This window comes from Pseudomonas sp. 1912-s, assembly GCF_029269205.1.
GTDB lineage: Bacteria > Pseudomonadota > Gammaproteobacteria > Pseudomonadales > Pseudomonadaceae > Aquipseudomonas.
Map to the genome: position 1 here is coordinate 14,541 of NZ_JARIXR010000014.1, position 25,804 is coordinate 40,344.

Here is a 25,804-nt window from a genome sequence, read left to right on the forward strand (position 1 = left end):
GTGGGAGCTGGCTTGCCTGCGATTGCGGTGGATCAGCTAATAATTCAGTGACTGACGCACCGCTATCGCAGGCAAGCCAGCTCCCACATTTGATCTCCATATGGCTTGAATTTGTCAGTGAGTGCCGGGGTTGGCTCGTAGATGGGCAACCTTTTGCTCCAAGCTATTCCACTGCGGTGCATCGGGTGCAAAGCGGCTGCGCAGGTATGACGCCAGCTCCGCCACCTGGGTGTTGGACAGGCTGTCCTTGAACGCTGGCATATAGCCCAGGTCCTTGGTCGCCGGGGTGCTGATGCCTTGCAGGATTACCTTGATCAGGTTGTCCGGCTGGTCGCTGTGCACATTGGTATTGGTCGCCAGTGACGGGCTGACGCCGAACAGCTTCGGCCCCTGCCCGTCGGCATGGCAGGCCTTGCATGAACCTTCGAATACACGCCGTCCATTCGCATTGGGCAGCGTCGCGGCGGCTACCACCTGCGCTTCGGCGGCGCTGCTGTCGTTCAGTGAGGCCAGGTACACCGCCATCGCGCGGATGTCGGTCTTGGGCAGTTTCGCCAGCTCAGTCACGACCGGTCCCATCGGTCCTGTCGCCACGCCGTGGGCGTCGGAATAGCCGGTGCTCAAATAGGTGAACAGTTGGTCTTCGGTCCACGGCGTCGGCGCCTTGGACAAACCATTCAACGCCGGCGCCTCCCAGCCGTCCACCGTGCCGCCTGAAAGGAACGCCTTGCCGCCCTTCTCCGCCCCCATCAAGTTACGCGGTGAGTGGCACGCCGCGCAGTGCCCCAGGCCATTGACCAGGTAGGCCCCGCGATTCCATTGCTCGCTGCGCTGGGGTTGCACGGTGATTTCCCCCCGGCGCAAAAACAGCGCATTCCAGCCGGCCATCAACGGCCGGAAATTGAACGGAAAACTCATGGCATTCGGCACGGGTGCCTGGCTCACCGGGGCCTGGGACATCAGGTAGGCATACAACGCCTGCATGTCGGCATCGTTGATATTGCGAAACGCGGTATAGGGAAACGCCGGGTACAGGTTGCGCCCGTCGCGGCCAATGCCGTCACGCATCGCCCGCTCGAACGCCGGGTAGGACCAGTTGCCAATCCCGGTCTTCTCATCCGGGGTGATGTTGCTGCTGTACAGCGTGCCGAACGGCGTGTGCATCGCCAGCCCGCCGGCGTTGGTCGCCCCGCCCGGTGCTGTGTGGCACACCGCGCAATCCCCTGCCGCCGCCAACAAACGCCCGCGCTCCAGCGTGGCCTTGGACCAGGTGCCGGCGCTGGGCGGCGCAATCGGGGCGATTTCACCGTGGAACGGCCAGGCCGTAGCCGCCATCCCCAGCACCGCACCCAAAGCAGCGAACAATGAGCCGAATAGCCATTTGCGACGCTTCTGCGGGGACTTTTCCGGCTCGCCCAATGTGCCCGCATTCAGCGCCGCCAGCACGCGCTCGGGGGTAATCGGCAATTCGCGAAAACGAATGCCGGTGGCGTCATAGATCGCGTTGGCAATCGCTGCCGCACTGGGCACCGAGGCAGACTCGCCGGCGCCCATTGGTGGCTGGTCCTGGCGCGGCATCATCAGCACATCGATCTGCGGCACTTCAGGGAAGGTCAGGATCGGATAACCGCCCCACTCCTTGCTCGCCACGGTCGACTCTTCAAAGGTCACGCGTTCCTTGAGCACGCGGCTGGTGGACTGGATCACATTGCCGTGGATCTGATGCTGCACCCCCGCCGGGTTGATCATCATCCCCGAGTCATGCCCGATCACCACGCGGGTCACCGAGACATCACCGGTGTGTTTGTCGATGGCCACGTCCGCCACCCAGGCCGCCCACGCCGCGCCGAAGCCGGGGAACTTGCTGTGGATGTAGCGCGCGTAGGCAAAGCCTCGGCCTCGCAGCAGGTGGTCCTCATTCGCGGTTTGCATCGGCGCGGTGCGCGGTGCCCAGCTGGCCCGTTCGGCGGTGGACTTCACCAGGTCGATGGCGCGTTCGTCCTTGAGGTACCGCAGGCGGTATTCCACCGGATCGACCCCGGCGGCGAACGCCAGCTCGTCGATATAGGACTCATGGGCGAAGGTGTTGGGCAGTGCCGACACGCCGCGCATCCACGAGGCGCGCACGATGGGCGCCATGTCGTTGATGGTGACCCGCATATTCTCGATGTCGTAAGGCGGAATCGAGGTGCGGTCGCCCATCTCGAACATCGCCGCCACCGGCTCGACCCGCCCGGTCAGCAGCAGCGCCAGGGTGGGAGCGCCGTTGGACGGGTAGCTGGTTTCAAAGTCATAGGCGGCGATGCTGCCGTCGGCGTTCAGGCCGCCATCCACATCCATCAGCTGTGCGGTGCCCTTGGGCTCCCACAGGTGTTCCTGTTCGCGGGTCAGTTGCACCCGCACCGGCTTGCCCACGGCGCGGGACAACAGCAAGGCATCGGCGCACACATCGTCGGCGCAATTGCGGCCATAACAGCCGGCGGCTTCCATACGGATCACGTCGATGGCGTCTTCTGCGCACTCCAGCAGCCAGGCGAGATCCGCCCGCAGCAGGTGCGGGTTCTGGCTGCCCGACCAGACCCGGCTGACCCCGGGCTGATAATCCGCCACGCCGCAGGACGGGCCAATGGAGCCATGCATCTGGTACGGCCACAGGTAGGTGCGCGGCATGCGCTGGCTGGCGGCGGCCAGGGCTTCGTCGACGTTGCCCTGGTCGAGCACCGTGCGCCGTACTCGGGGGTTATCACGAATCGCCTGCTCCACATCGCTCATGTCCGGCAACGGGTGGTTCCAGGGGTTCCAGTGAACCTGCAGTTCCTGGGCGGCCTTGATCGCCTGTTCTTCGCGCAAGGCGACCACGCCGACAAAGTCACGGATCACCACCACCGCGACAATGCCCGGAATGTGGGCGATGGAGGATTCATCCACCTTCAACAGGCTATTGCCGACAAAGTCACCACAATCCAGGCCCGCATACGGCGGGCGAATCACCCGGCCGTGGAGCATGTCCGGCACGCGCATGTCGTGGACGTAAGTCAGCTCGCCAGTGGCCTTGCCGGGGATATCCACCCGGGCAGCGCCCTTGCCCACCAGGCGGTAATCGGCGGCCGCCTTCAGCGGTGCATCGCCGCTGATCCGCAGTTGGTCATGCTCGCCCGTGACCAGCTCGCCGTAGGTGGTGGTGCGTCCGTCTTCGGCGCTGATAACCCCTGCGTCGACCTTCAGGCTGTGTGCATCGACCGACCAGCGTTGCGCCGCCCGCGCCAGCAGGAAACGCCGGGCTTCGGCGGCGGCGTTGCGCAGCGGGATCGCGGAGATCTGCAAGGTCGCACTGGCGATGGTCGCGCCCTGGTTCGGCACGCGCTCCGTATCACCCAGCACCATGCGCACCTGCTCCATGGTCAGGTCCAGCTCTTCGGCCACGATCTGCGCCAGCGAGGTGCGAATGCCGGTGCCCAGGTCCACGTGCCCGTTGAAGGCGTACACCAACCCGTCATCGTTCACGGCGATAAACAGCCCCAGCTCCTTGGGCTTGACCGTCGGCGTGCCGCCCTTGGCCACCGGCCCCGAAGGCGGCAGCACGTCATCGACGATCAGCAGGACGCCGGCCTTGGCCAGCCATTGGTCACGGGAAGGGATTGCGTCAGTCATGGTCATCGATCCACGTTCAAGGCGTTTGGCGGGCGGCACGCAGCACCGCGCGGAGGATTTCGATATGGGTGCCGCAGCGGCACAGGTTGCCCGACAGTTCGGTGCGCACCTCGGCTTCGCTGGGGTTGGGATTGCGGTCGAGCAAGGCCTTGGCGGTCATGATCATGCCGTTGAGACAGTAGCCGCACTGGGCGGCCTGCTCGTCGATAAAGGCTTGTTGCACGCGGTGCGGGGTTTCGCGGGTGCCGAGGCCTTCGAGGGTGACGATGTCGCGGCCCACGGCTCCCGACAGCGGGAATACGCAGGCCCTTGCGGCCACGCCGTCGATGATCACTGTGCACGCACCACACTCCCCCAGGCCGCAGCCGTACTTGGGGCCGTTGAGTTGCAGGTCATTGCGCAGGATCAGCAATAGCGGTGTGTCCGCCATTGCGCTGACTTCCGTGGTGTGGCCGTTGACCTCAAGCGTTACCGTGATGTGCTGGCTGATCATTCGCTTCGCCCGTTGGCTTTGGTGAAGTGTCCACTACATCAAACAGTCAAAAAAAAGCGTCGCGTACCTGGGGTCTCGCGACACACTTGACGGGTGAAGTGGTTACTACACGAATGCAGAGCAAAAACGGTGCCAGAAGATGGATTCTCTACTTGTGGTGAGGGGGCTAGCACCCCGTTGGAGTGCGCAGCGCGCGCGCTTTTTTGGGGCCGCTTCGCAGCCCAACGGGGGGCAAGCCCCCTCACCACAAAGGGGTTGGGTTATCAGCCTTGAAAGTTGGGTTATCAGCCTTGGAAGTTGGGTTATCAGCCTTGGAAGTTGGGTTGTCAGCCTTGGGAGTTGGATTATCAGCCTTGGAAGTCGGGGGATCAGGCTTGGGGGTCGTCGATCATTTTGCGTAGCAGGAACAGCACCGCCACGCGTTCGGCGGGGTTGAGGTTGCTCAGGGTCAGCTCGGTGATGGTCGCGGCGCAGGGTACGGTTTGCTGCACCAGGGCGGCGCCGGATGCGGACAGGTTGACCACCACTTTGCGTTTGTCCTGGGGGTCGGGTTCCAGGGTGATCAGTTCGCGGGCCTTGAGGCGTTCGACGATGCCGCGGATGGTCGCCTGGTCGACGGCGGTGGCCTTGACCAGTTCGGTGAGCGAGCTTGCACCGTGATCGCGCAGGGCACACAGGGTGACGAACTGCACGGCGGTGAGTTGGGAGTCGCCCACGTTCTGCTGGAAGATCGCCAGGTGGCGCTGGTAGGCCTTGCGCAGCAGGTGGCCAACTTGCTCGGAGAAAACGTAGGAATCAGGCACGGCGGGCTCGGAAAGGCGGCGGTCGATGGGGTGGCATGATGGCGGGGTTGTGGGTTGGACTCAAGCATCAGCCACTGAAGGAATCAAATCGAATGTGGGAGCTGGCTTGCCTGCGATTGCGGTGGATCAGCCAGCTCTCTGTTGTCTGACACTCCGCTATCGCAGGCAAGCCAGCTCCTACAGGGGATGTTTAGCGTGCCAGGGAGGCTTGAGGGGCTACCACGTCGCCGGCGATGACTACGGCCTCATCATCGAGGTAGACGTCGCAGTTTCGCAGCGGGATGTCCATGTGGCACGGCGTCTTGCGGGTGCCGCCGACTTCGGTATTCGGGCCGGTGGAGAACAGGAAGTTGCCGTAGAACGCGCGGGCATCCATGCACATGCCGTCGTTCTTGTCGTGCAGGCCCATCGCCGTCCATTGCGCCCGCGGCTGCAGGCCCCATCCGATGTGGGAGATGCCGTAGACCTCGGGGTCGTTGAAGTATTTCATGTAGTCGCGCAGGTATTCGGCCTCGAAACCACCGTGAATCCGGGTGATGAAGCCCTTCTCGATCTCCAGGGTGATTTTCTCCCGGGTGTAGGTCTTGAACGGCAGCAAAATGTCGCCGATATCCAGCACCAGCACGCCCTCGGCGGTTTCTTCGTTGGGCCAGGAGAACAGGAAGCCGCTGGGCCAGTGGTCCCAGCGCCCGGGCTCATCGGCAAAACCGTACTCGGTGACGGACGGGTATTGCCCCAGCGCGGCGCGAAAATCACTGCCGGCGCGGGATTTGACGTGGATCGAGCGAGCCTTTTTCAACAACTCTTCGGCCGCCAGCACGCGCACCTTGTCTTCCTCGGTCGGCAGCATGCGCGCCAGCACTTCAGGTGGCTCCACCGCCAGCAGGATGCGCGTGCCGGTCTTGAGGATCTGTTCCTGCTCCGGCGAGTGCAACAGCATCATGGTGTCGACGATCAGGTCCGCCGCCTCCAGCGCCCGCTGGGCCGCAATATTGCCGGTCAGCGCGGTGTCGCCGCAGTAGGCGGTCATGTCATTGCCCATCGCCCGGGGGTGGTTGAACGACGGCAATTCCACCGCGTACACCTTGGCCCCCAGGCGCTGCGCAGCGTCCATCGCGGCACGCACAGTGCGCGGGTCGGAGTAATGGCTCTTGAGCACGGCGACGCTCTGGGTCGGATCGACCTTCGATAGCTTCAACACGTGTTCAAACATCTGGGTCAGTTCGCAATCACTTACCGGCATTTCCTGTCTCCTCAGCGGCTGCACCAAGATCTGGCAGTGCGCTTCACTCTAGTGCGTTTTTATAGCGTATACGCCATTTAATAACGATAAGAACTGATTTGCGCATGGACTGCAAGCGCCACGCCAAAACGTTACCAATCCACACAGAACCAATGAAATATGGAGATAGTCGGTTACAGGGGATCGATATGGCCAAAAAAACAATTTTTAAGGCACGGGCTTTTCATTTGAAAAAATGAGCGTATACACTTTAAAAACCTTGCGGCCAGACACTGCCGGCCATCATTCGAAAAAGAGGACCACGCCCCATGGGAAGCACACAAAAAATCGCAATCGTCGGCGCCGGCCTTGGCGGTGCCGCCGCTGCCACCCTGCTGCAACAGGCCGGGTTTGACGTGGACATCTACGAGCAGGCGCCGGAATTCTCCCGCCTGGGTGCCGGGATCCACATGGGCCCCAACATCATGAAAATCTTCCGGCGCATGGGCATCGAAAAGCAGCTGGACCTGATGGGGTCGCACCCCGAGCACTGGTTCAGCCGCGACGGCGAAACCGGCGATTACCTGTCACGCATCCCCCTGACCGGCTATGGCGCGTCCTACATCACCGTGCACCGCGGCGACCTGCACGCGCTGCAGATGTCCACCCTCAAGCCCGGCACCCTGCACTTCAACAAGCGCCTGGAAACCCTCGAAGAAACCGACACCCAGGTACGCCTGACCTTCGCCGACGGTGAAGTGACCTACGCCGACATCGTGATCGGTGCCGACGGCATCAACTCGCGCATTCGTGAAGAGCTGCTGGGTGCGGAAAAACCGCTGTACAGCGGCTGGGTCGCCCACCGTGCGCTGATCCGGGGCGATCAACTGGCCAAGTACGACCTGAAGTTCGAAGACTGCATCAAGTGGTGGACCGAGGACCGGCACATGATGGTCTACTACACCACCGGCAAGCGCGACGAGTACTACTACGTCACCGGTGTGCCGCACCCGGAATGGGACTTCCAGGGCGCCTTCGTCGACAGCAGCCGCGAAGAGATGTTCGACGCCTTCAAGGGCTACCACCCCACCGTCCAGGCCCTGATCGAATCCACCGAAAGCGTGACCAAATGGCCGTTGCGCAACCGCAACCCGCTGCCGTTGTGGAGCCGTGGCCGCCTGGTGTTGCTGGGCGATGCCTGCCACCCGATGAAGCCGCACATGGCCCAGGGTGCCGGCATGGCCATCGAAGACGCGGCGATGCTGACCCGCTGCCTGCAGGAAACCGGCATCAGCGACTACCGCACCGCCTTCGAACTGTATGAGGCCAACCGCAAGGAGCGCGCCTCCCGGGTCCAGGCGGTGTCCAACGCCAACACCTGGCTGCGTACCCAGGAAGATCCGGACTGGGTCTACGGCTATGACCTCTACGCCCAGCAACTGAAATCGGGGGTGGCCGCGTGAGCAGCTTTCTCTATGGCGGCAACGTCCAGGCCAACGGCATTCGCCAGCATTACCTGCGCTACGGTGGCAAAGGCCCGGCACTGATCCTGATTCCCGGCATCACCAGCCCGGCGATTACCTGGGGTTTTGTCGCGGAACGCCTGGGCCTGCATTTCGACACGTATGTGCTGGATGTGCGCGGTCGCGGCCTGTCGTCCACCGGCCCGGAACTGGACTACAGCACCGACACCTGCGCCGATGACATTGGCGCGTTTGCCGACGCGCTGAAGCTCGACAGCTATCACCTGGTGGGCCATTCCATGGGCGCGCGGTTCGCCGTGCGCAGTGCGGTGCGCCATCCCCGGGGCGTCAACCGCGTGGTGTTGATCGACCCGCCGGTGTCCGGCCCCGGTCGCCGTGAATACCCGAGCAAACTGCCGTGGTACGTCGACTCGATTCGCCAATCGCTGGTGGGCATGGACGCTGAGGCCATGCGCGCGTTCTGTGCCACCTGGACCGACGAGCAGCTGCAACTGCGCGCCGAATGGCTGCACACCTGTTACGAGCCGGCGATCGTGCGCGCGTTCAATGACTTCCACACCGTGGACTTCCATCAGGACCTGCCGCACCTGGAGGCGCCTGCCCTGCTGATTGTTGCCGGACGCGGCGGTGTAATTCAGCCCGAAGATGTCGCGCAAGTCCGACAGTTACAGCCAAGCCTGCAGGTGGCCCACGTGCCGAATGCCGGACACATGATCCCTTGGGACGACCTTGAAGGCTTTTTCACAGCCTTCGGCGACTTCCTCGGCCAGCCCCTGACTGCCTAACGGAGACCACCATGCTCAAGCCTTACCGCATCGGCCAGATCGTGCCGAGCTCCAACACCACCATGGAAACCGAGATCCCTGCGATGCTCAACGCGCGCCAGGCAATTCGTCCGGAACGTTTCACCTTTCACTCCAGCCGCATGCGCATGAAGCAAGTGCGCAAGGAAGAACTGGCGGCGATGGACGGCGAGTCCGACCGTTGCGCCATCGAGCTGTCCGACGCCAAGGTCGACGTGCTGGGCTACGCCTGCCTGGTGGCGATCATGGCCATGGGGCTGGGTTACCACCGCAATTCCGAACAGCGCCTGCGCAAGGCCACCGCCGACAACGACGCCAACGCCCCGGTGATCACCAGTGCCGGCGCCTTGATCGAAGGCCTGAAAGTGATGGGCGCCAAGCGCATCGCCATCGTCGCGCCCTACATGAAACCGCTGACCGAACTGGTGGTGAACTACATCCGCGAAGAAGGCTTTGACGTAGTGGACTGGCGCGCCCTGGAAATCCCCGACAACCTCGAAGTGGCCCGCCACGACCCGGCCAACCTGCCGGCCATCGTCGCCGGAATGAACCTGGAAGGCGTCGACGTGATCGTGCTGTCGGCCTGCGTGCAAATGCAGTCGCTGCCCGTGGTGGCCAAGGTCGAAGCGCAAACCGGCCTGCCGGTGCTCACCGCTGCGATCGCTACCACCTACGCCATGCTCAAGGCCCTGGACCTGGAACCCATCGTCCCCGGCGCCGGCGCCCTGCTCTCCGGCGCCTACTAAAAACGCTTTTGTGGCGAGGGAGCTTGCTCCCTCACCACAAGGTATGCGCACTGTCCATTAGCGAGAATTGAAAGATGAGCGAACAATCCGCCGACGCCAACTACCAGGGCGTCTGGGGCAACCGCATCGGCTTCGGCAAAAAATCCGCCCTGCTGATGATCGATTTCATGCAAGGCTACACCACCGAAGGCGCCCCGTTGTTTGCACCGGGCGTGGTCAGTGCCGTCGCCGAAAGCATTGAGCTGCTGGCCAGCGCTCGGCATCACGGGATCAGCGTGGTGCACACCAATATCCGTTACCATCCGGGCCATTTCGCCGACGGCGGTATCTGGGTAAAAAAAGCCCCGGTGATGAAAGACATGGTCGAGGGTAACCCCCTGGCCGCGTTCTGCACCGAGGTCCTGCCCCTGGCCAATGAAGTGGTGATCACCAAACAATACGCCAGCGCGTTTTTCGGCAGCAGCCTGGCCCCGATGCTGCACGCCATGGGCGTCGACACCGTGGTGCTCGCCGGCTGCTCCACCAGTGGCTGCATCCGCGCCACCGCAGTGGATGCGGTGCAACACGGGTTTCGCACCATCGTCGTGCGCGAATGCGTCGGCGACCGCCACCCGGCGCCCCACGAAGCCAACTTGTTTGATATCGACAGCAAGTACGGCGACGTGGTCAGCAAGCGGGAGGCCATGAGCAAGTTCAAGGAGCAATAAGGTTTCATTAAGAACCGCGCCACAGAGCGCGGTCTTGCACTCTTCTGACACTGCCTTTGGACGTCGCTTCTACAGCACTCCGAAGTGCTGGAAAAAAAGCGGCTGTATAAAAACCATAAGTCACCGCCAGGAGACACCCAATGCCCATTGCGAATGCAGCGCCCGCGACTACGGTCGCCGATCCGGTCCACACGCTCTACCACAAGATCACCTGGAAGCTGATTCCGTTCCTGTGTTTCTGCTACCTCGCCGCCTACCTGGATCGCATCAATATCGGCTTCGCCAAATTGCAGATGCTCGACCAGTTGCACTTCAGCGAAACCGCGTTCGGCCTCGGCGCCGGGCTGTTTTTTGTCGGCTATATCATTTTTGAAGTACCCAGCAACCTGATCCTGGAAAAGGTCGGCGCGAAGATCTGGATCGCCCGCATCATGATCACCTGGGGCCTGCTCTCGGCCTGCACCATGCTGGTCACCTCCACCACCCAGTTCTACATCCTGCGGTTCCTGCTGGGCGCCGCCGAGGCCGGGTTCCTGCCGGGCGTGCTGTATTACCTGACCACCTGGTTTCCCACCCATCGCCGGGGGCGGATCAGCGCCCTGTTCATGATCGGCCTGCCGCTGTCCAGCGTGATCGGCGGCCCGTTGTCCGGCTGGATCATGGGCCACTTCGACAACATGGCCGGCCTGCGCGGCTGGCAGTGGCTGTTCCTGATCGAAGCGGTGCCCAGCGTGCTGCTGGGTGTGTGGACCTTCTGGGCACTGCCCAATACCTATCAGCAAGCCAAGTGGCTGTCCCCTGAAGAAAAGACCCTGCTGGAAAGCGAACTGCGCAAGGACGACGCCGACGGTGCCGGCAGCAAGCACAGCTTCCGCGACGGCTTCTTCAACCTCAAGGTGTGGATGCTCGGCGGTATCGACTTCTCGATCCTGCTCAGCGCCTACGCCATGGGCTTCTGGATGCCGACGTTTATCCGCAACGCAGGCATCACCGACACGTTCCACATCGGCATCCTCACTGCCTTGCCCAGCGTGGCGGCGTTGCTGGGCATGCTGCTGATCGGCGCCAGCTCCGACAAACACCGTGAACGCCGCTGGCACATCATCGTGCCGTTTTTCATCGGCGCGGCAGCGATGGCCACGAGCACCTTCTTCACCCATAACGTGGTCGCCACCGTGGCCCTGTTTGCGATTGCGTCAGCCGCGATCATCGGGGCGGTGCCGGTGTTTTTCAGCCTGCCGGCGACCTTTCTCAAAGGTACCGCGGCGGCCACCGGCTTTGCCCTGGCCTGTTCACTGGCGAACATCGCAGGCCTGGTGAGCAACTCGTTGATGGGGGTTGCGATTGACGTCACAGGCAGCAGTGCCGGAGCCTTGTGGTTTTTTGCCGGCTGCCTGATTCTCAGCAGCTTCCTGGTCATCGCCTTGCCGGCGAAACTGGTGAACCGTTAATAACAACAACTCTTCGGGTGAGTCTCCATGCAAGGTTTCATCAAGCGCTGTACCCTGCTTGTCGCCGTCGGCCTGTGTGCCGGTACGGCGCAGGCCGCAGAAAAGGTCATCTTCGACACCGACTTCAACGTGCTCAACGATGACGGCCAGGCCTTTATCATGCTCGCCCAGTTGCATGCGCAAAAACGCATCGACCTGCTGGGCATGACCCTGGTCAGCGGCAACGCCTGGGTCGACCAGGAACAGGTGGACGCCCTCAAGGCCGTGGAACGCATGGGGGTGGAAAGGGAAGTCGGTGTCTATTCCGGCGCCGCCTACCCGCTGCTGCATGACTACGCCACTTATGAGGCCGAAAAAGCCCTGTTCGGCTCCGGCTGGCCGGGTGCGTTCAAGCACCCGCGCCCAACGAATGCATCACAACTGGTAGCACCCCCGGATGGCCTGGCGACCCACACCACGCTGCGCAAGGAAACCGCCGCCCAGTTCATCGTCGACAGCGTGCGGGCCAATCCCCACCAGGTGACGATTCTGGCGGTAGGCCCGCTGACCAACATCGCCCTGGCGATTCGCTCGGCGCCGGACATCGTGCCGCTGATCAAGCGCATCGTGTACATGGGCGGCGCCCTGGAGATTCCGGGCAATACCACGCCGGCAGCGGAGTTCAACTGGTGGTTCGACCCGGAGGCCGCAAAAATCGTATTGCGCTCGCCGATCGAACACGTGATTTTCCCCAATGATGTCTGTGAGAAAGTCACCTTCGACAAGTCGGTGTACCAGCGGGTGATCGCCCATAAAGGCCCGATTGCCGACCTTTACAAGCACGAGTTCGGGCCACTGTTCGACAAAGATCCGGCCTACCACAGCTTCACCTGGGACAGCCTGCCTGCGCTGTTTCTGGTAAGCCCCGACATCGTCACCGAATCCCGCGAACTATGGGTGGACGTGGACGCCACCTTCGGCGCCGACTACGGCCGGGCACTGGGCTACAAGAAAGGTGCGCCGGTGGGCACGCAGAAGGCCAAGGTGGTGTTCGCCGTGGACCAGAAGAAGTTCTGGGACGGCTATGTCGGGCTGGTGACACTGCCAACGCCGGTAAAATAACGCCATAAATATACTCACCCGTTGCGCCTGCAGAGGCCAGGCCAACGGGCACCTTACCGCTTTTGGGTGTTTCTCCTTGAAATACCCCGCCAAACTCCCTCGGTTATTTCTCGGAACGCCTACGGCGCGCGACTCGACACAGGCGGGTAAGTTCGGTCATTCCTGATCCGGCCTCCCTAGTTCAAGGAGCTTCCATGAGAAGTGTCGAATCCCATTTCCCTGCTTCCACCAGACAGATGCCGGCGGACGATAGCACCGGCATCCGGCCCCTCGGCTCACCCGACACGCTGCAGCCACTCACCACGCCCCCCCGTGATGCGCCGCCCGAACCGGGTGACAAAGAAGTCGCGCCGCCTCCTAAACGCTCGGGGTTCGGGCTGGTGCGCCAGGCATTGGAAGACGCACCAGCCTCTGCGCCGTCAATGCCATTCACCAGGCAACACAGTCTTTCAGAGTCCAGCGTCAGCGGTGATCCGAACACATCAACCCGCGCCGAGGCCGACGCGCAGGTGGCGCAAACCCTGGCGCAAACGGACGATCAGCAGACCGCACCTCTTCACGTGCCGCCCTTGTCGACCCTTGGACAATGGTTAACCCAATTGCGCACTGCACTGAACAGCCCTGCATTTCAGGCTTTTATCCAAGAAACCGGCTTTGATGCATCCAGCATTAAGTTTCTGCCTTCTATGTCGAGCCTCAACGGCATGATCAACGGGAGATTGGTGAGGGTCTCAATCGAAAGCGAAGGTGCTTCGAATAACGCGATCCGGAACCTGGCAATCGCAGAAGCTGTCGTCATCGGCAGCGGGCTGCCAACGCCCCTGTCCTACGCTGAGGTAATGAGCGGTGCGCTAAACGCCTCGATGGTAAAAGCGTTCTACGACGATAGTTTCAAATCCATCCTCAAATCGGAGAAAGCGCGCGGTCCACAGACGCTGGCAATTCATCGCCAAATCGTTGGCGATATCTATGATAGAGATAACCTCGCGCAGGAACTGAAGTTCATCAGTGCCCGCCTGGGCGCGGGCCGAATGACGCCGACAACGCTCCCGCATGTATTGGCCAACACCCAGGTAGATATCCAGACGGGCTCAACCTACAGCCAACTGCACGCAACCGAGCCAGGAGGCTCTGCCAACCTCGCGAGCTTCCTGAAAACCCTGGGCAAGCCACTGCCGGAAAGCCGGGAGCAAGTCGACCAGCTTGTCACCTTCCTCACCGGTAACGCCGATCTCTTTTCCGAAGAGACAATCCTGACGATGGCCTATTCCAGCGCACTGAGACAAGCCGCCGAAGGTCAATCAGAGGGGCTCGTCACAGTGCCACGCCACTCGCTGCTGGGCCGCTGGCTCGAACTTTACCGCGGCTTGCTCGACCACGAGGTGATCCAGACATGGCTGGTCCGGCAAAACGTTGATCCAGGTACGTTCACGGTTATTCCCGCGACCGGGCAAGCGACAGCCACGGTGAACGGCGCGCTGAAAACCTTTGAGCCATCAGACGATTCAGGCTGGGCACAGATCGCCGGCCCACTCCTGGCAATAGGCAAACTCATCGCACCAGGTTCTGAACAGTCGTTACAGATGCCGCGCTTGAGCCAGTTTATCGACGTGCCATTGAGCATGGTCGCCGGCTTTTACAATGAGCCGCCCACTGACACTGCCGTTCAAGCCCGGGAGCGGGCCGACTATCTTGAACATACAGGGGCTTTCGATTCCTCGCCGGCAACTGCGGAGCATTCGATCCCGTCCCTTGAAACGCATAAGCAGCAAGCGGATACCTATTACGACAACCTTGCCCGCGCCATGGCTGAAAAAAGCAAGTTTGAAAACATTGCCAGCACCACCGCCGCGGCACTGCCCAACGCACGTGCTGAGGCGAAGAAATCTGCCGAGGCGATCATTTTTAACCTCACGGGTAAGACGGTGGATGCCGACACGATTTACCACAACCGGTTTGACACGGCCCGCACGTCCGAAGAACTGTCCCACCGGCGGATCAAAAGCTCACTGCGCTTGCCGGATGCCTTATTGAAGAACTTCAGTGAGGCCGACTGGGTTCCTGGCATGCTCGACGCCACCTCGGGCCTGTACACCGACCCTGAGGGTTATGGAGAACACCACAAGTTTGCACTTGCCCCCTCAGAGGTGATGAACGAAAGCTGGAAAACGGATCTCCAGACGATCATGACTACCAAGCTGGATAACTTCTGGGATCAGCACCGTGACGATTTTCGCTCGATCCTCAAGGGCCGGTTCATTGCCCAGGCCCGCCAGCAACTGCAGGCCTACGAAGCGCTTTCCCCGACAGAGCAGGCAGCGCTTGCCGATGAGCATAAATTCACACGCGAGGACTACCTGCTGGTCATGGGGGCGACGTCGAATGTTTCTGTGAATGAGCGTGCCCCGATCACCGTAGCGCAGTTGCAGGCATCCACATCGACACGCGGCGTTGTCCGGGCCCACCCCCTGGATATCAATGGCTATGGTTCCGATATTGTGCGTTTCACCGCCCAGGACGATGGGCAATACCTCTACTCCAATGGCCGGCGTGATGGCAGACAGGTGCTTTACGTGCCGGGAGGCGACCCGGATTTTGTTCGCTTCGACTCCCTGGAAAAAATGGACCAGTGGATCGTCGACCAGGCCCGGGATCCGAAGAAGCGCAAGGACCTGGCGTCGCACTTCTCTGTGTACGACCGGCAGGACGGTATCAGCTATTACGGCGTCGAGACTTCGCTGGCCATGCTCGGGACAAAGCAGTGGGATCTTGAGGAAGGCATCACCATTGATCGTGCCAACATCAGTATTCACGGCGATGTCTTCCAGCACATCACGCAGGTCACCAAAAAACGCACGAGCAGTGATGCGGACTTGGCGATCAAATCAAACAGCGAGGCCATTCGCGACGCTTGGCTTAACGACATCACCGTTGGGACAGGACTGCTGGCAAAGTTGGCCCCCACGGGCATCATCGCCACCGGGGTGGCTACGGCCGCCGCGATCGCTGAAACAGCCCTTGGCGTAGAAAAATCGGTTTCAGGTGACACCTTGGCCGAGCGCAGTGATGGCGCACTCAAAGCTGCGGATGGCGCCCTCAACGCCCTGTTTTCCGTGGGTGCGAGCAGCGTTCCTGAAGATCCCTTCATCCTGCCAGCCGCCCGAGCCCCATCAACGCTCCCACTGCAAAGTGAAACCTTCTTTGACGGCACCCAGGCGTTGGTCACCGGGCAATCATTGGCAGAAGATGCCTATGTCATCCCACGCTCGGACGGCTTTGACGTGGTGGATGGCGAGAAGGTCTATCGCTACAACGCCAGACAACCCGGCCAACTGACGGACCTGGAGTCTGCCGGGCGCGAGGCGGAGCTGGAGAACTACGAAGCCTTTTGCCCGGTGCCCGCAGCGCCGGTCGGGAGAGTGAAACGCGGCGCCAACGATGAGTGCTTCTCCAGAATCATCGTCAACACTGGCGACGAGCTGCAGTTGGAGTTACAGGCGCTGGAGCACGAGCGCCTGCTGCCTTCCCCGCGCAAACTGTTCAACAGTGACCGGTACGTGGTGCGGGAAAGACGCCTGCACAAGATGGTCGATACTGAAATGGGCACCAAGCTCGTACCGCTTCCCACCCAAAAGCCTATCGAATACAAAACACTTATCGACGGAAAAATAATCGACGATCCACACTTCGGCCTCCCTTCTGAAACCACCAACACGTTCCTTGAAGCAGAAACACGCGTGGTGAAGCTCGGCAGCATCAGCCATGGCGTCAACGATCAGCGCGAGAAGCGCGGTATTGTGGTGCCCAGCTCCAGAGCAGGTGACCCCTCCCAGTTCCTGGTAGTTGAGGCAGATACCGCTGAATTCTATTACGTGAAGCTCAGCACGCCGCCGGCAACGGAGGTGACATTCATCAAATGCGGCGCGACAGAATTTGACTTGGAGCTGGCAAAAGAATATCGATCAAAATTTTACATACGCCAGGGCAATTCGGCCCATCCGAATGACGCCAACTTCATTGCCTTGCCTAAATTGAAGGATGCTTACAAGTCACTGGAGAGAAATGGCTACTCAAAAGCGGACATCGCTGAACTCAAAAACAAGGTCGCCACGATGACTGTCGAGCAGCAGCGTGAGGTGGTGTTCCAGCTACAAACACGAGGCGCGCTTGGCAGCGCCACTATTTCCATGATGCCAAACAAGATATCGGCCCTGACAACACCCGATAACTTCGCCGGGCTGACCGAGGCACAAAAAAACCGGTTTTATGCGCAGAAGGCAAAAGAGACGGTGGACCGTGCGATGAAAGCCACCGGGCTGGGCCCCAGCAACCAGGTACATTCAATCGCCGATATAAAACGAGCCGATGCTGCCAGCCAAACCATTGGATGGTTGCGCAAAACCGCGAATCCAGGGACCCATGACCTCGGGGCTCAGGCCCTGAAAAGCGGCGCCGGAAACTGTGGCGAAATGAGCCTGCTCGCCAGGGATATCATCACGAAAAGCGGGGGCCAGGCCTATACCTGGGGCGCGGGCGACGCTCACGCGTTCACCGTCGTTGGCGGTCCATCGATATTGCCTGGCGATACCGTCGACTTCTCGCAAGCCGAATGGGCTGATGCCTGGATCGTTGATCCGTGGGCCGAAATAGCCTGCCCCGCCCGGCAATACAATGCCGAGCTGGAGGCGACAATGAAACGATGGGATGCCTTGGGATGGAAGATCAGGGAGGGCAAGAACCCCAACATGAGCCCCCTCGATAACAACTGGACGAATACCCTGTTCAATTTACCGAAAAGCCCGAATAGCTATGGGTACGTCGAGCAGGCCTTGAGCGCCTGATCCGCCGATACGCCATCACGGCGGCGCGATACCAGGCCAATTGTGGTTTAATCGCGCCGTTTTTTTGCCCACAGGAACGCCCTGCTCATGAACCCGTCCGCCACCAAAGTCCTGGTCATTGGTTACGTCTGGCCCGAGCCCCGCTCTTCAGCGGCCGGCGGGCACATGATGCAGATTCTGGAGAGTTTTCTGGCCCAGGGCTGGGACATCACCTTCAGCAGCCCGGCCGTCACCGGCGAACACAAGGCCGACTTGCCCGCCCTGGGCATTCGCGAATGTGCGATCGAGCTGAACAACAGCAGTTTCGACGAATTTATCCAGCAACTGTCCCCTGATATCGTGCTGTTCGACCGCTTCATGATGGAAGAGCAGTTCGGCTGGCGTGTGGAAAAAGCCTGCCCGGGTGCCCTGCGCGTCCTGGAAACCTGCGACCTGCAAAGCCTGCGGGACGCCCGCCACCAGCGCCTCAAGGATGTCCTGAAGGCTGAACCCGGCGCTGACGACTTCAGCCCTCTGTTCAATGCGGACCTGGCCGCCGAATTCGATGACATGGCTGACACCGACGTGGCCAAGCGCGAGATGGCGGCGATCTACCGTTGCGACATCAGCCTGATGATCTCCGACGTGGAAAGCCGCTTGCTGACCGAGCACTTCAAAGTGCCCGCCGCCCTGCTCCACTGGTGCCCATTGATGCTGACGCCGCCCACCGAAGCGTTTGCGCCGTTTGAAGACCGCGCGCACTTCCTGAGCATCGGCAACTTTCGCCACGCGCCCAACTGGGATGCGGTGTTGTGGATGAAGAACAGCGTGTGGCCGCTGATCCGCCAGCAACTGCCCGGCGCTCAACTTCACGTGTATGGCGCCTACACGCCGCCCAAGGCCACCGCCCTGCACAACCCGGCCCAGGGCTTTCATGTGATGAACTGGGCCGAAGACGCCTTACAGGTCATGACGGCGGCGCGTATCTGCCTGGCGCCGTTGCGGTTTGGCGCCGGCATCAAGGGCAAGCTGGCCGACGCAATGCTCTGTGGCACACCGAGCGTCACCACACCGATTGGCGCCGAGGCCATGGGTGAACCGTGGCCCGGCGCGGTCGAGCACAGCGCCAGCGCCCTGGCCAACGCAGCCGTGGCCCTGTACCAGGACCGCGAGCGTTGGGTCCACGCCCAGGAAGCGGGACGCGCATTGCTGGCCAGCCGTTATGCCCAAGGCACTCACGGCCCGGCACTGGTGGCGCGCCTGGAGCAGTGCCGCAGCGAACTGGCCGAGCACCGCCGGCGCAATTTCACCGGCAGCATGCTGCGCCATCACCTGCACAAAAGTACCCAGTACATGGCGCAGTGGATCGAGGCGAAAAACCGCAACCTTTAAACAGCGGCGCTGGCGAGGTGGCGCGCAAGGGGGCATTATCCTTTTCGCAACCACAATAAAGCGACTGCAGCATGACCCGAGCAGCGAGAATCACCGACCCTTCCTACGAGCTGATGGACGATCACAACGGTCTGTCCATCATCTATCGCCAACACGGCTTCCCGTGCCCTTTGGTGCGCTGGCATTTCCACAAGGAATACGAGCTGCACCTGATCGTCGCCAGCTCCGGCAAGGTGTTCATCGGCGACTACATTGGCAACTTCTACCCGGAAAGCCTGTTCCTCACCGGCCCCAACCTGCCCCACAACTGGATCAGCCAGGTGGCCGAGGACGAAGTGGTGCCCAAGCGCGACATGCTGGTGAACTTCACCGATGAGCTGTTCGAAGGCGGCAGTCATGTGTTCGCCGAACTCAAGACCCTTGCGCCGTTGCTGGAACGGGCGCAATACGGCATCGAATTTCGCTGCAAAAAGACCATCGCCCAGGCGATGACCCTGATGCAACGTATCGAGGACGCCCACGGCATGGCGCGCCTGGGGCACTTCTTCATCCTGATGGAGGTGCTCAGTGCCTGCGAGGACTACCAACTGCTGTCCGGCGTGACCACCCCGCAACTGGCGGACGAACACAGCATCGACCGCACCAACCGGGCGGTGGACTACATTTTTGCCCACTACGCGCGGGAACTGTCCCTGGAAGAAGTCGCCGAATACCTCGGCATGAAGCCCACTTACTTCTCCCGTGTGTTTAAACAGGCCACCGGGCGCACCTTCATTGAATTCGTCAATCGCCTGCGCATCAGCAAATCCTGCGAGCTGCTGGCCGACGGTGACAAAGCCGTGACCGATGTATGCTTCGAGTCGGGCTTCAACAATATTTCCAACTTCAACCGCCGGTTCCAGCAGCTCAAGGGCATGACGCCGTCGCACTACCGGCGTTTGGCAGTGCAACGTTTGACCGAGCAGAATTTAGCTTAATCATTTCAGCGCCTTTCCGATGGAGTGCAAAAAAGTATCAGTAGAAGTGCTCCCAAGGATTTGTCACCACGCCAATTGAAGGCTGTAATCAACGCACACTTTTCCAGCTGTCGTGGAAGACACAACAACAATAACTGTCCTTCTGTAGCCCCTGGGCGCAGAAATGGAGTGCGCGATGAAGTTCACAGCTAAAGCTCTGCTTGCCTGCACCTGCATGACCCTGAGCGCCGTCAGTCTTGGCGCGCAAACCCTGACCATTGCCACCGTCAACAACAGCGACATGATTCGCATGCAAAAGCTCTCGAAAACCTTCGAGACCGAGCATCCGGAGATAAAGCTGAACTGGGTGGTACTGGAAGAAAACGTCCTGCGCCAACGTCTCACCACCGACATCGCCACCCAGGGCGGACAGTTCGACGTGTTGACCATCGGCATGTACGAAGCTGCACTCTGGGGCGCCAAGGGCTGGCTGGAACCGATGAAGGACCTGCCTGCTTCCTACGACCTGGACGACGTTTTCCCTTCCGTGCGTGACGGCCTTTCCGTCAAGGGCTCGCTGTACGCCCTGCCGTTCTACGCCGAAAGCTCCATCACCTACTACCGCACCGACCTGTTCAAGGACGCCGGGCTGACCATGCCCGAGCACCCGACCTGGACGCAGATCGGCGAATTCGCCGCCAAGCTCACCAACAAGGACAAGGAACAGTACGGCCTGTGCCTGCGCGGCAAAGCCGGTTGGGGCGAGAACATGGCGCTGATCACCACCCTGGCCAACGGTTACGGGGCACGCTGGTTCGATGAGAAGTGGCAGCCGGAATTCAACGGTCCCGAGTGGAAAGACGCGCTGAATTTCTACGTCGACAACATGAAAAAATCCGGCCCGCCGGGCGCCTCCAGCAACGGTTTCAACGAAAACCTGGCGCTGTTCAACAGCGGCAAGTGCGCGATCTGGGTCGACGCCAGCGTCGCCGGCTCGTTCGTGACCGACAAGACCCAAAGCAAAGTGGCTGACCACGTCGGCTTCACCTTTGCGCCCCATGAGAAAACCGACAAAGGTACGTCGTGGCTGTACTCGTGGTCCCTGGGGATTCCGACCAGCTCCAAAGCCAAGGACGCCGCCAAGGTCTTCACCACCTGGGCCACTTCCAAGGAATACAGCCAGTTGGTCGCCAAGACCGACGGGATTGCCAACGTACCGCCAGGTACCCGCAAGTCGACCTACAGCGACGAATACATGAAGGCGGCACCGTTTGCCAAGGTGACGCTGGAATCGCTGAAAGTCGCCGACCCGAAAGACCCGTCGGCCAAGCCGGTGCCGTATGTGGGCATCCAGTTGGTGACCATTCCTGAATTCCAGGCAATTGGTACCCAGGTCGGCAAGTTCTTCTCCAGTGCACTGACCGGTGGCTCGACCGCCGAAAAAGCCCTGGCGGATGCACAGACCTTCACCGAACGCGAAATGAAGCGGGCCGGTTATCCCAAGTAACCCCCAATACCTGTAGGCGCTGGCTATGTGGTGAGCGGGCTTGCCCCGCGCTGGGCTGCGAAGCAGCCCCATCAATCTGTGGTGAACCCGGAGGGGGACAAGCCCCCTCACCCCATAGCCCGCTCCCACACGCATGTACCTGACTGGTCCTGATCACCATGAATACCACCACTGCCCAAGTGCAAACCGCTACGCCGGACAAGCCGCGCAAAAGCCGCTTGATCAACCCCGGCTGGTTCCTCGTCAGCCCCTCGGTGGCCCTGTTGCTGCTGTGGATGATCGTGCCGCTGGGCATGACCCTGTACTTCTCGCTGATTCGCTACAACCTGCTCTACCCCGGCGAAAACCAATTCGTGGGCCTGGAAAACTTCACCTACTTCATCACCGACTCGGGCTTCCTGCCCGGTGCCACCAACACCCTGTTGCTGGTGGGCAGCGTGCTGCTGATCAGCGTGGTGTTTGGTGTACTGATCAGCGCCCTGCTGGAGGCCAGCGAGTTTTTCGGTCGCGGGCTGGTGCGGGTGTTGCTGATTTCACCGTTCTTCATCATGCCCACCGTCGGTGCGCTGATCTGGAAGAACCTGATTTTCCATCCGGTGTCGGGGATTCTCGCCTACGTGTGGAAGCTGTTCGGCGCCCAGCCCGTGGACTGGCTGGCCCATTACCCGTTGCTGTCGATCATCATCATCGTGTCGTGGCAGTGGTTGCCCTTCGCGATCCTGCTGCTGATGACCGCCATGCAGTCCCTCGACCAGGAACAAAAGGAAGCCGCCCGCCTGGACGGTGCCGGCGCCATCGCGATCTTCTGGCACCTGACCCTGCCGCACCTGGCACGCCCGATTGCCGTGGTGGTGATGATCGAAACCATCTTCCTGCTCTCGGTGTTCGCGGAAATCTTCACCACCACCAACGGTGGCCCCGGCTACGCGTCGACCAACCTCGCCTACCTGATCTACAACCAGGCGCTGGTGCAGTTCGATGTGGGCATGGCCTCGGCCGGCGGCTTGATTGCCGTGGTCATCGCCAATATCGCGGCGATCATCCTGGTGCGGATGATCGGCAAAAACCTGACTGACAAGCCTTGAGGGCCGCGCCATGACGCTCCAACAATCCCGCCGCCTGCAAAGCGTGTTGCTCGGCACCCTGGCCTGGGCCATCGCGATCCTGATTTTCTTCCCGATCTTCTGGATGGTGCTGACCAGCTTCAAGACCGAAATCGATGCGTTCGCCACCCCGCCGCAGTTCATCTTCACGCCGACGCTGGAGAACTACCTGCACATCAACGAGCGCAGCAACTACTTCAGCTACGCCTGGAACTCGGTGTTGATTTCCTTCAGCGCCACCGCCCTGTGCCTGCTGATCTCGGTGCCGGCCGCCTACTCCATGGCCTTCTACGAGACCAAGCGCACCAAGGGCACGCTGCTGTGGATGCTCTCTACCAAGATGCTGCCGCCGGTGGGCGTGCTGATGCCGATCTACCTGCTGGCCAAGAGCTTCGGCCTGCTGGACACGCGCATTGCGCTGATCATCATCTACACCCTGATCAACCTGCCGATCGTGGTCTGGATGGTTTACACCTACTTCAAGGACATCCCGAAAGATATCCTCGAAGCCGCCCGCCTGGACGGTGCCACCCTGTGGCAGGAAATGGTCCGGGTACTGCTGCCGATCGCCAAGGGTGGCCTGGCTTCCACGGTGTTGCTGTCGCTGATCCTGTGCTGGAACGAAGCGTTCTGGTCACTGAACCTGACCTCGTCCAACGCCGCGCCGCTGACCGCTTTGATCGCCTCGTACTCCAGCCCCGAAGGCTTGTTCTGGGCCAAATTGTCTGCCGTGTCGACCCTGGCCTGTGCGCCGATCCTGATCTTTGGCTGGATCAGCCAGAAACAGCTGGTCCGCGGTTTGTCCTTCGGCGCCGTGAAATAACGGCACCTTCAAACAACAACGAATTTAGAAGCGGAGGCCCATCATGGCCAACCTGAAAATCAAGAATCTGCAAAAAGGCTTCGAAGGTTTCTCCATCATCAAGGGCATCGACCTTGAGGTGAACGACAAGGAATTCGTGGTGTTCGTCGGCCCGTCGGGCTGCGGCAAATCCACCCTGTTGCGCTTGATTGCGGGCCTGGAAGAAGTCACTGAAGGTACCATCGAGCTGGATGGCCGCGACATCACCGAAGTCACCCCGGCCAAGCGCGACCTGGCGATGGTGTTCCAGACCTACGCCCTGTACCCGCACATGAGCGTGCGCAAGAACATGTCGTTTGCCCTGGACCTGGCAGGCGTCGACAAGAAGATTGTCGAGAGCAAGGTCAACGAAGCGGCGCGCATCCTGGAGCTGGGCCCGTTGCTGGAGCGCAAGCCCAAGCAGTTGTCCGGCGGCCAGCGTCAGCGTGTCGCGATCGGCCGTGCGATTGTGCGCAACCCGAAGATTTTCCTGTTCGACGAGCCGCTGTCCAACCTCGATGCCGCCCTGCGCGTGCAAATGCGCCTGGAGCTGTCGCGCCTGCACAAAGAGCTGCAAGCCACCATGATCTACGTGACCCACGACCAGGTCGAAGCCATGACCCTGGCCGACAAGGTGGTTGTGCTGAACAGCGGCCGCGTGGAACAGGTGGGCTCGCCGCTGGAGCTGTATCACCAGCCGGCCAACCTGTTTGTCGCAGGCTTTCTGGGTACGCCGAAAATGGGTTTCCTCAAAGGCAAGGTCACCCGCGTTGACGCGCAGGGTTGCGAAGTCGAGCTGGATGCCGGCGGCCGCATCAGCCTGCCCCTGAGCAGCGCGACCTTGAGTGTCGGCAGTGCAGTGACCCTGGGCATTCGTCCAGAACACCTGGAAATCGCCTCGCCGGGGCAAGCCACCCTGACCGTTACCGCCGACGTCGGCGAGCGCCTGGGCAGCGACACCTTCTGCCACGTCATCACCGCCAGCAAAGAGCCGCTGACCCTGCGTATCCGGGGCGACATGGCCAGCCAATACGGCGAAACCCTGCAGCTGTACCTGGACCCGACCCAATGCCATCTGTTCGACGCTGACGGCGTTGCCGTGGCCCGCCCCCTGCGCGCCGCCGCCTGATTTCGCGAGACTTACCCATGAAACTGAACAAGCAAAACCTCACGCAACTGGCCCCTGAAGTGCAGTTGCCAACCTATGCGATCGCCGATACCCGCCAGGGCATTGCGCACATTGGCGTCGGCGGGTTCCACCGCGCCCACCAGGCGTATTACACCGATGCACTGATGAACACTGGCACCGGCCTGGACTGGAGCATTTGCGGGGTCGGCCTGCGTGCCGAAGACCGCAAGGCCCGGGACGACCTGGCCGGCCAGGACTATCTGTTCACCCTGTATGAACTGGGCGACACCGACGACACCGAAGTGCGGGTTATCGGTTCCATCAGCGACATGCTGCTGGCCGAAGACGGTGCCCAGGCGCTGATCGACAAGCTGGCCAGCCCGGAAATTCGCATCGTCTCGCTGACCATCACCGAAGGCGGCTACTGCATCGACGACAGCAACGGCGAGTTCATGGCCAACCTGCCGCAGATCCAGTACGACCTGGCCAACCCGGGCTCGCCGAAAACCGTGTTCGGGTTTATCTGCGCCGCGTTGACCCAGCGCCGTGCCGCCGGGGTTGCGGCCTTTACCGTAATGTCCTGCGATAACCTGCCCCACAACGGCGCCGTGACCCGCAAGGCCTTGCTGGCCTTTGCCGCGCTGCATAACCCTGACCTGCATGAGTGGATCAAGGCCAACGTGAGCTTTCCGAATGCCATGGTCGACCGCATCACGCCGATGACCAGCACCGCGCACCGCCTGCAACTGCACGACGAGCACGGCATCGACGACGCCTGGCCGGTGGTTTGCGAACCGTTTGTGCAATGGGTGCTGGAAGACAAGTTCGTCAACGGCCGCCCGGCCTGGGAGACGGTGGGCGTGCAATTCACCGATGACGTCACACCGTACGAAGAAATGAAGATCGGCCTGCTCAACGGCAGCCACCTGGCGCTGACGTACCTGGGCTTTCTGAAGGGTTATCGCTTCGTCCACGAGACCATGAACGATCCGCTGTTCGTGGCGTATATGCGCGCCTACATGGACCTGGACGTCACGCCAAATCTGGCGCCGGTGCCGGGCATCGACCTGACCGAGTACAAGCAGACCCTGGTGGACCGCTTCTCCAACCAGGCGATTGCCGACCAGCTGGAGCGCGTGTGTTCCGATGGCTCCTCGAAGTTTCCCAAGTTCACCGTACCCACCATCAACCGCCTGATTGCCGATGGCCGCGAGACCGAGCGCGCTGCGCTGGTGGTGGCGGCGTGGGCGTTGTACTTGAAAGGCGTGGATGAGAATGGCGTGATCTACCGGATTCCGGATCCCCGTGCCGACTTTTGCCAGGGGCTGGTGACGGATGATGCGCTGATCAGCCAGCGACTGCTGGGGGTGGAAGAGATTTTTGGTACGGCTATTCCCAACTCACCTGCGTTTGTGGCAGCGTTTGAGCGGTGTTTCGAGAGCCTGCAGGATGTGGGTGTGAGTAAAACGCTGGAGCGGCTGCTCGCCAATCTCAACTGACAGAACCGAATCAAAATGTGGGAGCGGGCTTGCTCGCGAAGGCGGTGATTCAGTCGATACATTCTTAACTGACACACTGCATTCGCGAGCAAGCCC

The 25,804-nt window shown here is 61.2% G+C and carries 18 protein-coding genes; 14 read left to right on the top strand and 4 right to left on the bottom strand.

The window, feature by feature from the left end; all coding sequences use genetic code 11:
- Positions 1-114: 114 nt before the first annotated feature.
- The 4 genes from P3C29_RS18210 to P3C29_RS18225 form a co-directional block, all read right to left on the bottom strand.
- Entirely contained in the window at positions 115-3,651 is a 3,537-nt protein-coding gene (locus P3C29_RS18210) for a molybdopterin cofactor-binding domain-containing protein (protein WP_275965082.1), read from the bottom strand.
- A gap of 16 nt (positions 3,652-3,667) precedes the next feature.
- On the bottom strand, positions 3,668-4,144 hold the full coding sequence (locus tag P3C29_RS18215; protein WP_010169595.1) for a (2Fe-2S)-binding protein: 477 nt from the start codon (positions 4,142-4,144) through the stop codon (positions 3,668-3,670).
- 368 nt (positions 4,145-4,512) lie between these two features.
- On the bottom strand, positions 4,513-4,947 hold the full coding sequence (locus tag P3C29_RS18220; RefSeq protein ID WP_169388283.1) for a MarR family transcriptional regulator: 435 nt from the start codon (positions 4,945-4,947) through the stop codon (positions 4,513-4,515).
- Positions 4,948-5,137: 190 nt separating this feature from the next.
- Positions 5,138-6,190, bottom strand: coding sequence for a 2,5-dihydroxypyridine 5,6-dioxygenase (locus P3C29_RS18225; RefSeq protein WP_010169600.1), 1,053 nt, complete (start codon positions 6,188-6,190; stop codon positions 5,138-5,140).
- Between the two features lie 308 nt (positions 6,191-6,498).
- Between P3C29_RS18225 and P3C29_RS18230 the strand changes: the two genes are divergently transcribed.
- The 14 genes from P3C29_RS18230 to P3C29_RS18295 all read left to right on the top strand — a co-directional run bounded on the left by P3C29_RS18230 (position 6,499) and on the right by P3C29_RS18295 (position 25,708).
- Complete coding sequence (locus P3C29_RS18230) at positions 6,499-7,632, top strand: FAD-dependent monooxygenase (protein ID WP_010169602.1); 1,134 nt, start codon at positions 6,499-6,501, stop codon at positions 7,630-7,632.
- Positions 7,629-8,438: an alpha/beta hydrolase gene (locus tag P3C29_RS18235; RefSeq protein WP_275965083.1), complete on the top strand. Its 810-nt coding sequence runs from the start codon at positions 7,629-7,631 to the stop codon at positions 8,436-8,438. The genes P3C29_RS18230 and P3C29_RS18235 overlap by 4 nt, the downstream gene beginning before the upstream one ends.
- 11 nt (positions 8,439-8,449) lie before the next feature.
- Positions 8,450-9,202, top strand: coding sequence for an Asp/Glu racemase (locus P3C29_RS18240; protein WP_088424308.1), 753 nt, complete (start codon positions 8,450-8,452; stop codon positions 9,200-9,202).
- Positions 9,203-9,276: 74 nt separating this feature from the next.
- Positions 9,277-9,909: an N-carbamoylsarcosine amidohydrolase gene (locus tag P3C29_RS18245; protein ID WP_275965084.1), complete on the top strand. Its 633-nt coding sequence runs from the start codon at positions 9,277-9,279 to the stop codon at positions 9,907-9,909.
- A 140-nt stretch (positions 9,910-10,049) separates the two neighbouring features.
- Positions 10,050-11,360 (top strand): MFS transporter, encoded by a 1,311-nt coding sequence (locus P3C29_RS18250; RefSeq protein WP_275965085.1) that lies wholly within the window; start codon positions 10,050-10,052, stop codon positions 11,358-11,360.
- A 27-nt stretch (positions 11,361-11,387) separates the two neighbouring features.
- Positions 11,388-12,461, top strand: coding sequence for a nucleoside hydrolase (locus P3C29_RS18255; protein WP_275965086.1), 1,074 nt, complete (start codon positions 11,388-11,390; stop codon positions 12,459-12,461).
- Positions 12,462-12,655: 194 nt separating this feature from the next.
- On the top strand, positions 12,656-17,302 hold the full coding sequence (locus P3C29_RS18260) for a DUF6543 domain-containing protein (protein ID WP_275965087.1): 4,647 nt from the start codon (positions 12,656-12,658) through the stop codon (positions 17,300-17,302).
- 87 nt (positions 17,303-17,389) lie between these two features.
- Entirely contained in the window at positions 17,390-18,673 is a 1,284-nt protein-coding gene (locus P3C29_RS18265) for a glycosyltransferase (protein WP_275965088.1), read from the top strand.
- A gap of 71 nt (positions 18,674-18,744) precedes the next feature.
- Complete coding sequence (locus tag P3C29_RS18270; RefSeq protein ID WP_201123818.1) at positions 18,745-19,650, top strand: AraC family transcriptional regulator; 906 nt, start codon at positions 18,745-18,747, stop codon at positions 19,648-19,650.
- A gap of 175 nt (positions 19,651-19,825) precedes the next feature.
- Complete coding sequence (locus P3C29_RS18275; RefSeq protein ID WP_003215317.1) at positions 19,826-21,136, top strand: sugar ABC transporter substrate-binding protein; 1,311 nt, start codon at positions 19,826-19,828, stop codon at positions 21,134-21,136.
- Positions 21,137-21,294: 158 nt separating this feature from the next.
- Positions 21,295-22,221, top strand: a complete 927-nt coding sequence (locus P3C29_RS18280; RefSeq protein ID WP_003215314.1) for a sugar ABC transporter permease — start codon at positions 21,295-21,297, stop codon at positions 22,219-22,221.
- A gap of 10 nt (positions 22,222-22,231) precedes the next feature.
- Positions 22,232-23,062, top strand: coding sequence for a carbohydrate ABC transporter permease (locus P3C29_RS18285; RefSeq protein WP_003215312.1), 831 nt, complete (start codon positions 22,232-22,234; stop codon positions 23,060-23,062).
- A 43-nt stretch (positions 23,063-23,105) separates the two neighbouring features.
- On the top strand, positions 23,106-24,209 hold the full coding sequence (gene ugpC, locus P3C29_RS18290) for a sn-glycerol-3-phosphate ABC transporter ATP-binding protein UgpC (protein WP_010169614.1): 1,104 nt from the start codon (positions 23,106-23,108) through the stop codon (positions 24,207-24,209).
- A gap of 17 nt (positions 24,210-24,226) precedes the next feature.
- A complete protein-coding gene (locus P3C29_RS18295) occupies positions 24,227-25,708 on the top strand; it encodes a mannitol dehydrogenase family protein (protein ID WP_275965089.1) in 1,482 nt (493 codons plus the stop codon).
- Positions 25,709-25,804 lie beyond the last annotated feature (96 nt).

Excerpts from the sequence above, each read along its gene's own strand:
- P3C29_RS18275 (WP_003215317.1), top strand. The coding sequence starts at position 19,826 with ATGAAGTTCACAGCTAAAGCTCTGCTTGCCTGCACCTGCATGACCCTG.
- P3C29_RS18255 (WP_275965086.1), top strand. The coding sequence starts at position 11,388 with ATGCAAGGTTTCATCAAGCGCTGTACCCTGCTTGTCGCCGTCGGCCTG.
- P3C29_RS18245 (WP_275965084.1), top strand. The coding sequence starts at position 9,277 with ATGAGCGAACAATCCGCCGACGCCAACTACCAGGGCGTCTGGGGCAAC.
- P3C29_RS18215 (WP_010169595.1), bottom strand. The coding sequence starts at position 4,144 with ATGATCAGCCAGCACATCACGGTAACGCTTGAGGTCAACGGCCACACC.
- P3C29_RS18260 (WP_275965087.1), top strand. The coding sequence starts at position 12,656 with ATGAGAAGTGTCGAATCCCATTTCCCTGCTTCCACCAGACAGATGCCG.
- P3C29_RS18225 (WP_010169600.1), bottom strand. The coding sequence starts at position 6,190 with ATGCCGGTAAGTGATTGCGAACTGACCCAGATGTTTGAACACGTGTTG.
- P3C29_RS18285 (WP_003215312.1), top strand. The coding sequence starts at position 22,232 with ATGACGCTCCAACAATCCCGCCGCCTGCAAAGCGTGTTGCTCGGCACC.
- P3C29_RS18240 (WP_088424308.1), top strand. The coding sequence starts at position 8,450 with ATGCTCAAGCCTTACCGCATCGGCCAGATCGTGCCGAGCTCCAACACC.
- P3C29_RS18230 (WP_010169602.1), top strand. The coding sequence starts at position 6,499 with ATGGGAAGCACACAAAAAATCGCAATCGTCGGCGCCGGCCTTGGCGGT.
- ugpC (WP_010169614.1), top strand. The coding sequence starts at position 23,106 with ATGGCCAACCTGAAAATCAAGAATCTGCAAAAAGGCTTCGAAGGTTTC.
- P3C29_RS18250 (WP_275965085.1), top strand. The coding sequence starts at position 10,050 with ATGCCCATTGCGAATGCAGCGCCCGCGACTACGGTCGCCGATCCGGTC.
- P3C29_RS18270 (WP_201123818.1), top strand. The coding sequence starts at position 18,745 with ATGACCCGAGCAGCGAGAATCACCGACCCTTCCTACGAGCTGATGGAC.
- P3C29_RS18280 (WP_003215314.1), top strand. The coding sequence starts at position 21,295 with ATGAATACCACCACTGCCCAAGTGCAAACCGCTACGCCGGACAAGCCG.
- P3C29_RS18210 (WP_275965082.1), bottom strand. The coding sequence starts at position 3,651 with ATGACTGACGCAATCCCTTCCCGTGACCAATGGCTGGCCAAGGCCGGC.
- P3C29_RS18295 (WP_275965089.1), top strand. The coding sequence starts at position 24,227 with ATGAAACTGAACAAGCAAAACCTCACGCAACTGGCCCCTGAAGTGCAG.
- P3C29_RS18265 (WP_275965088.1), top strand. The coding sequence starts at position 17,390 with ATGAACCCGTCCGCCACCAAAGTCCTGGTCATTGGTTACGTCTGGCCC.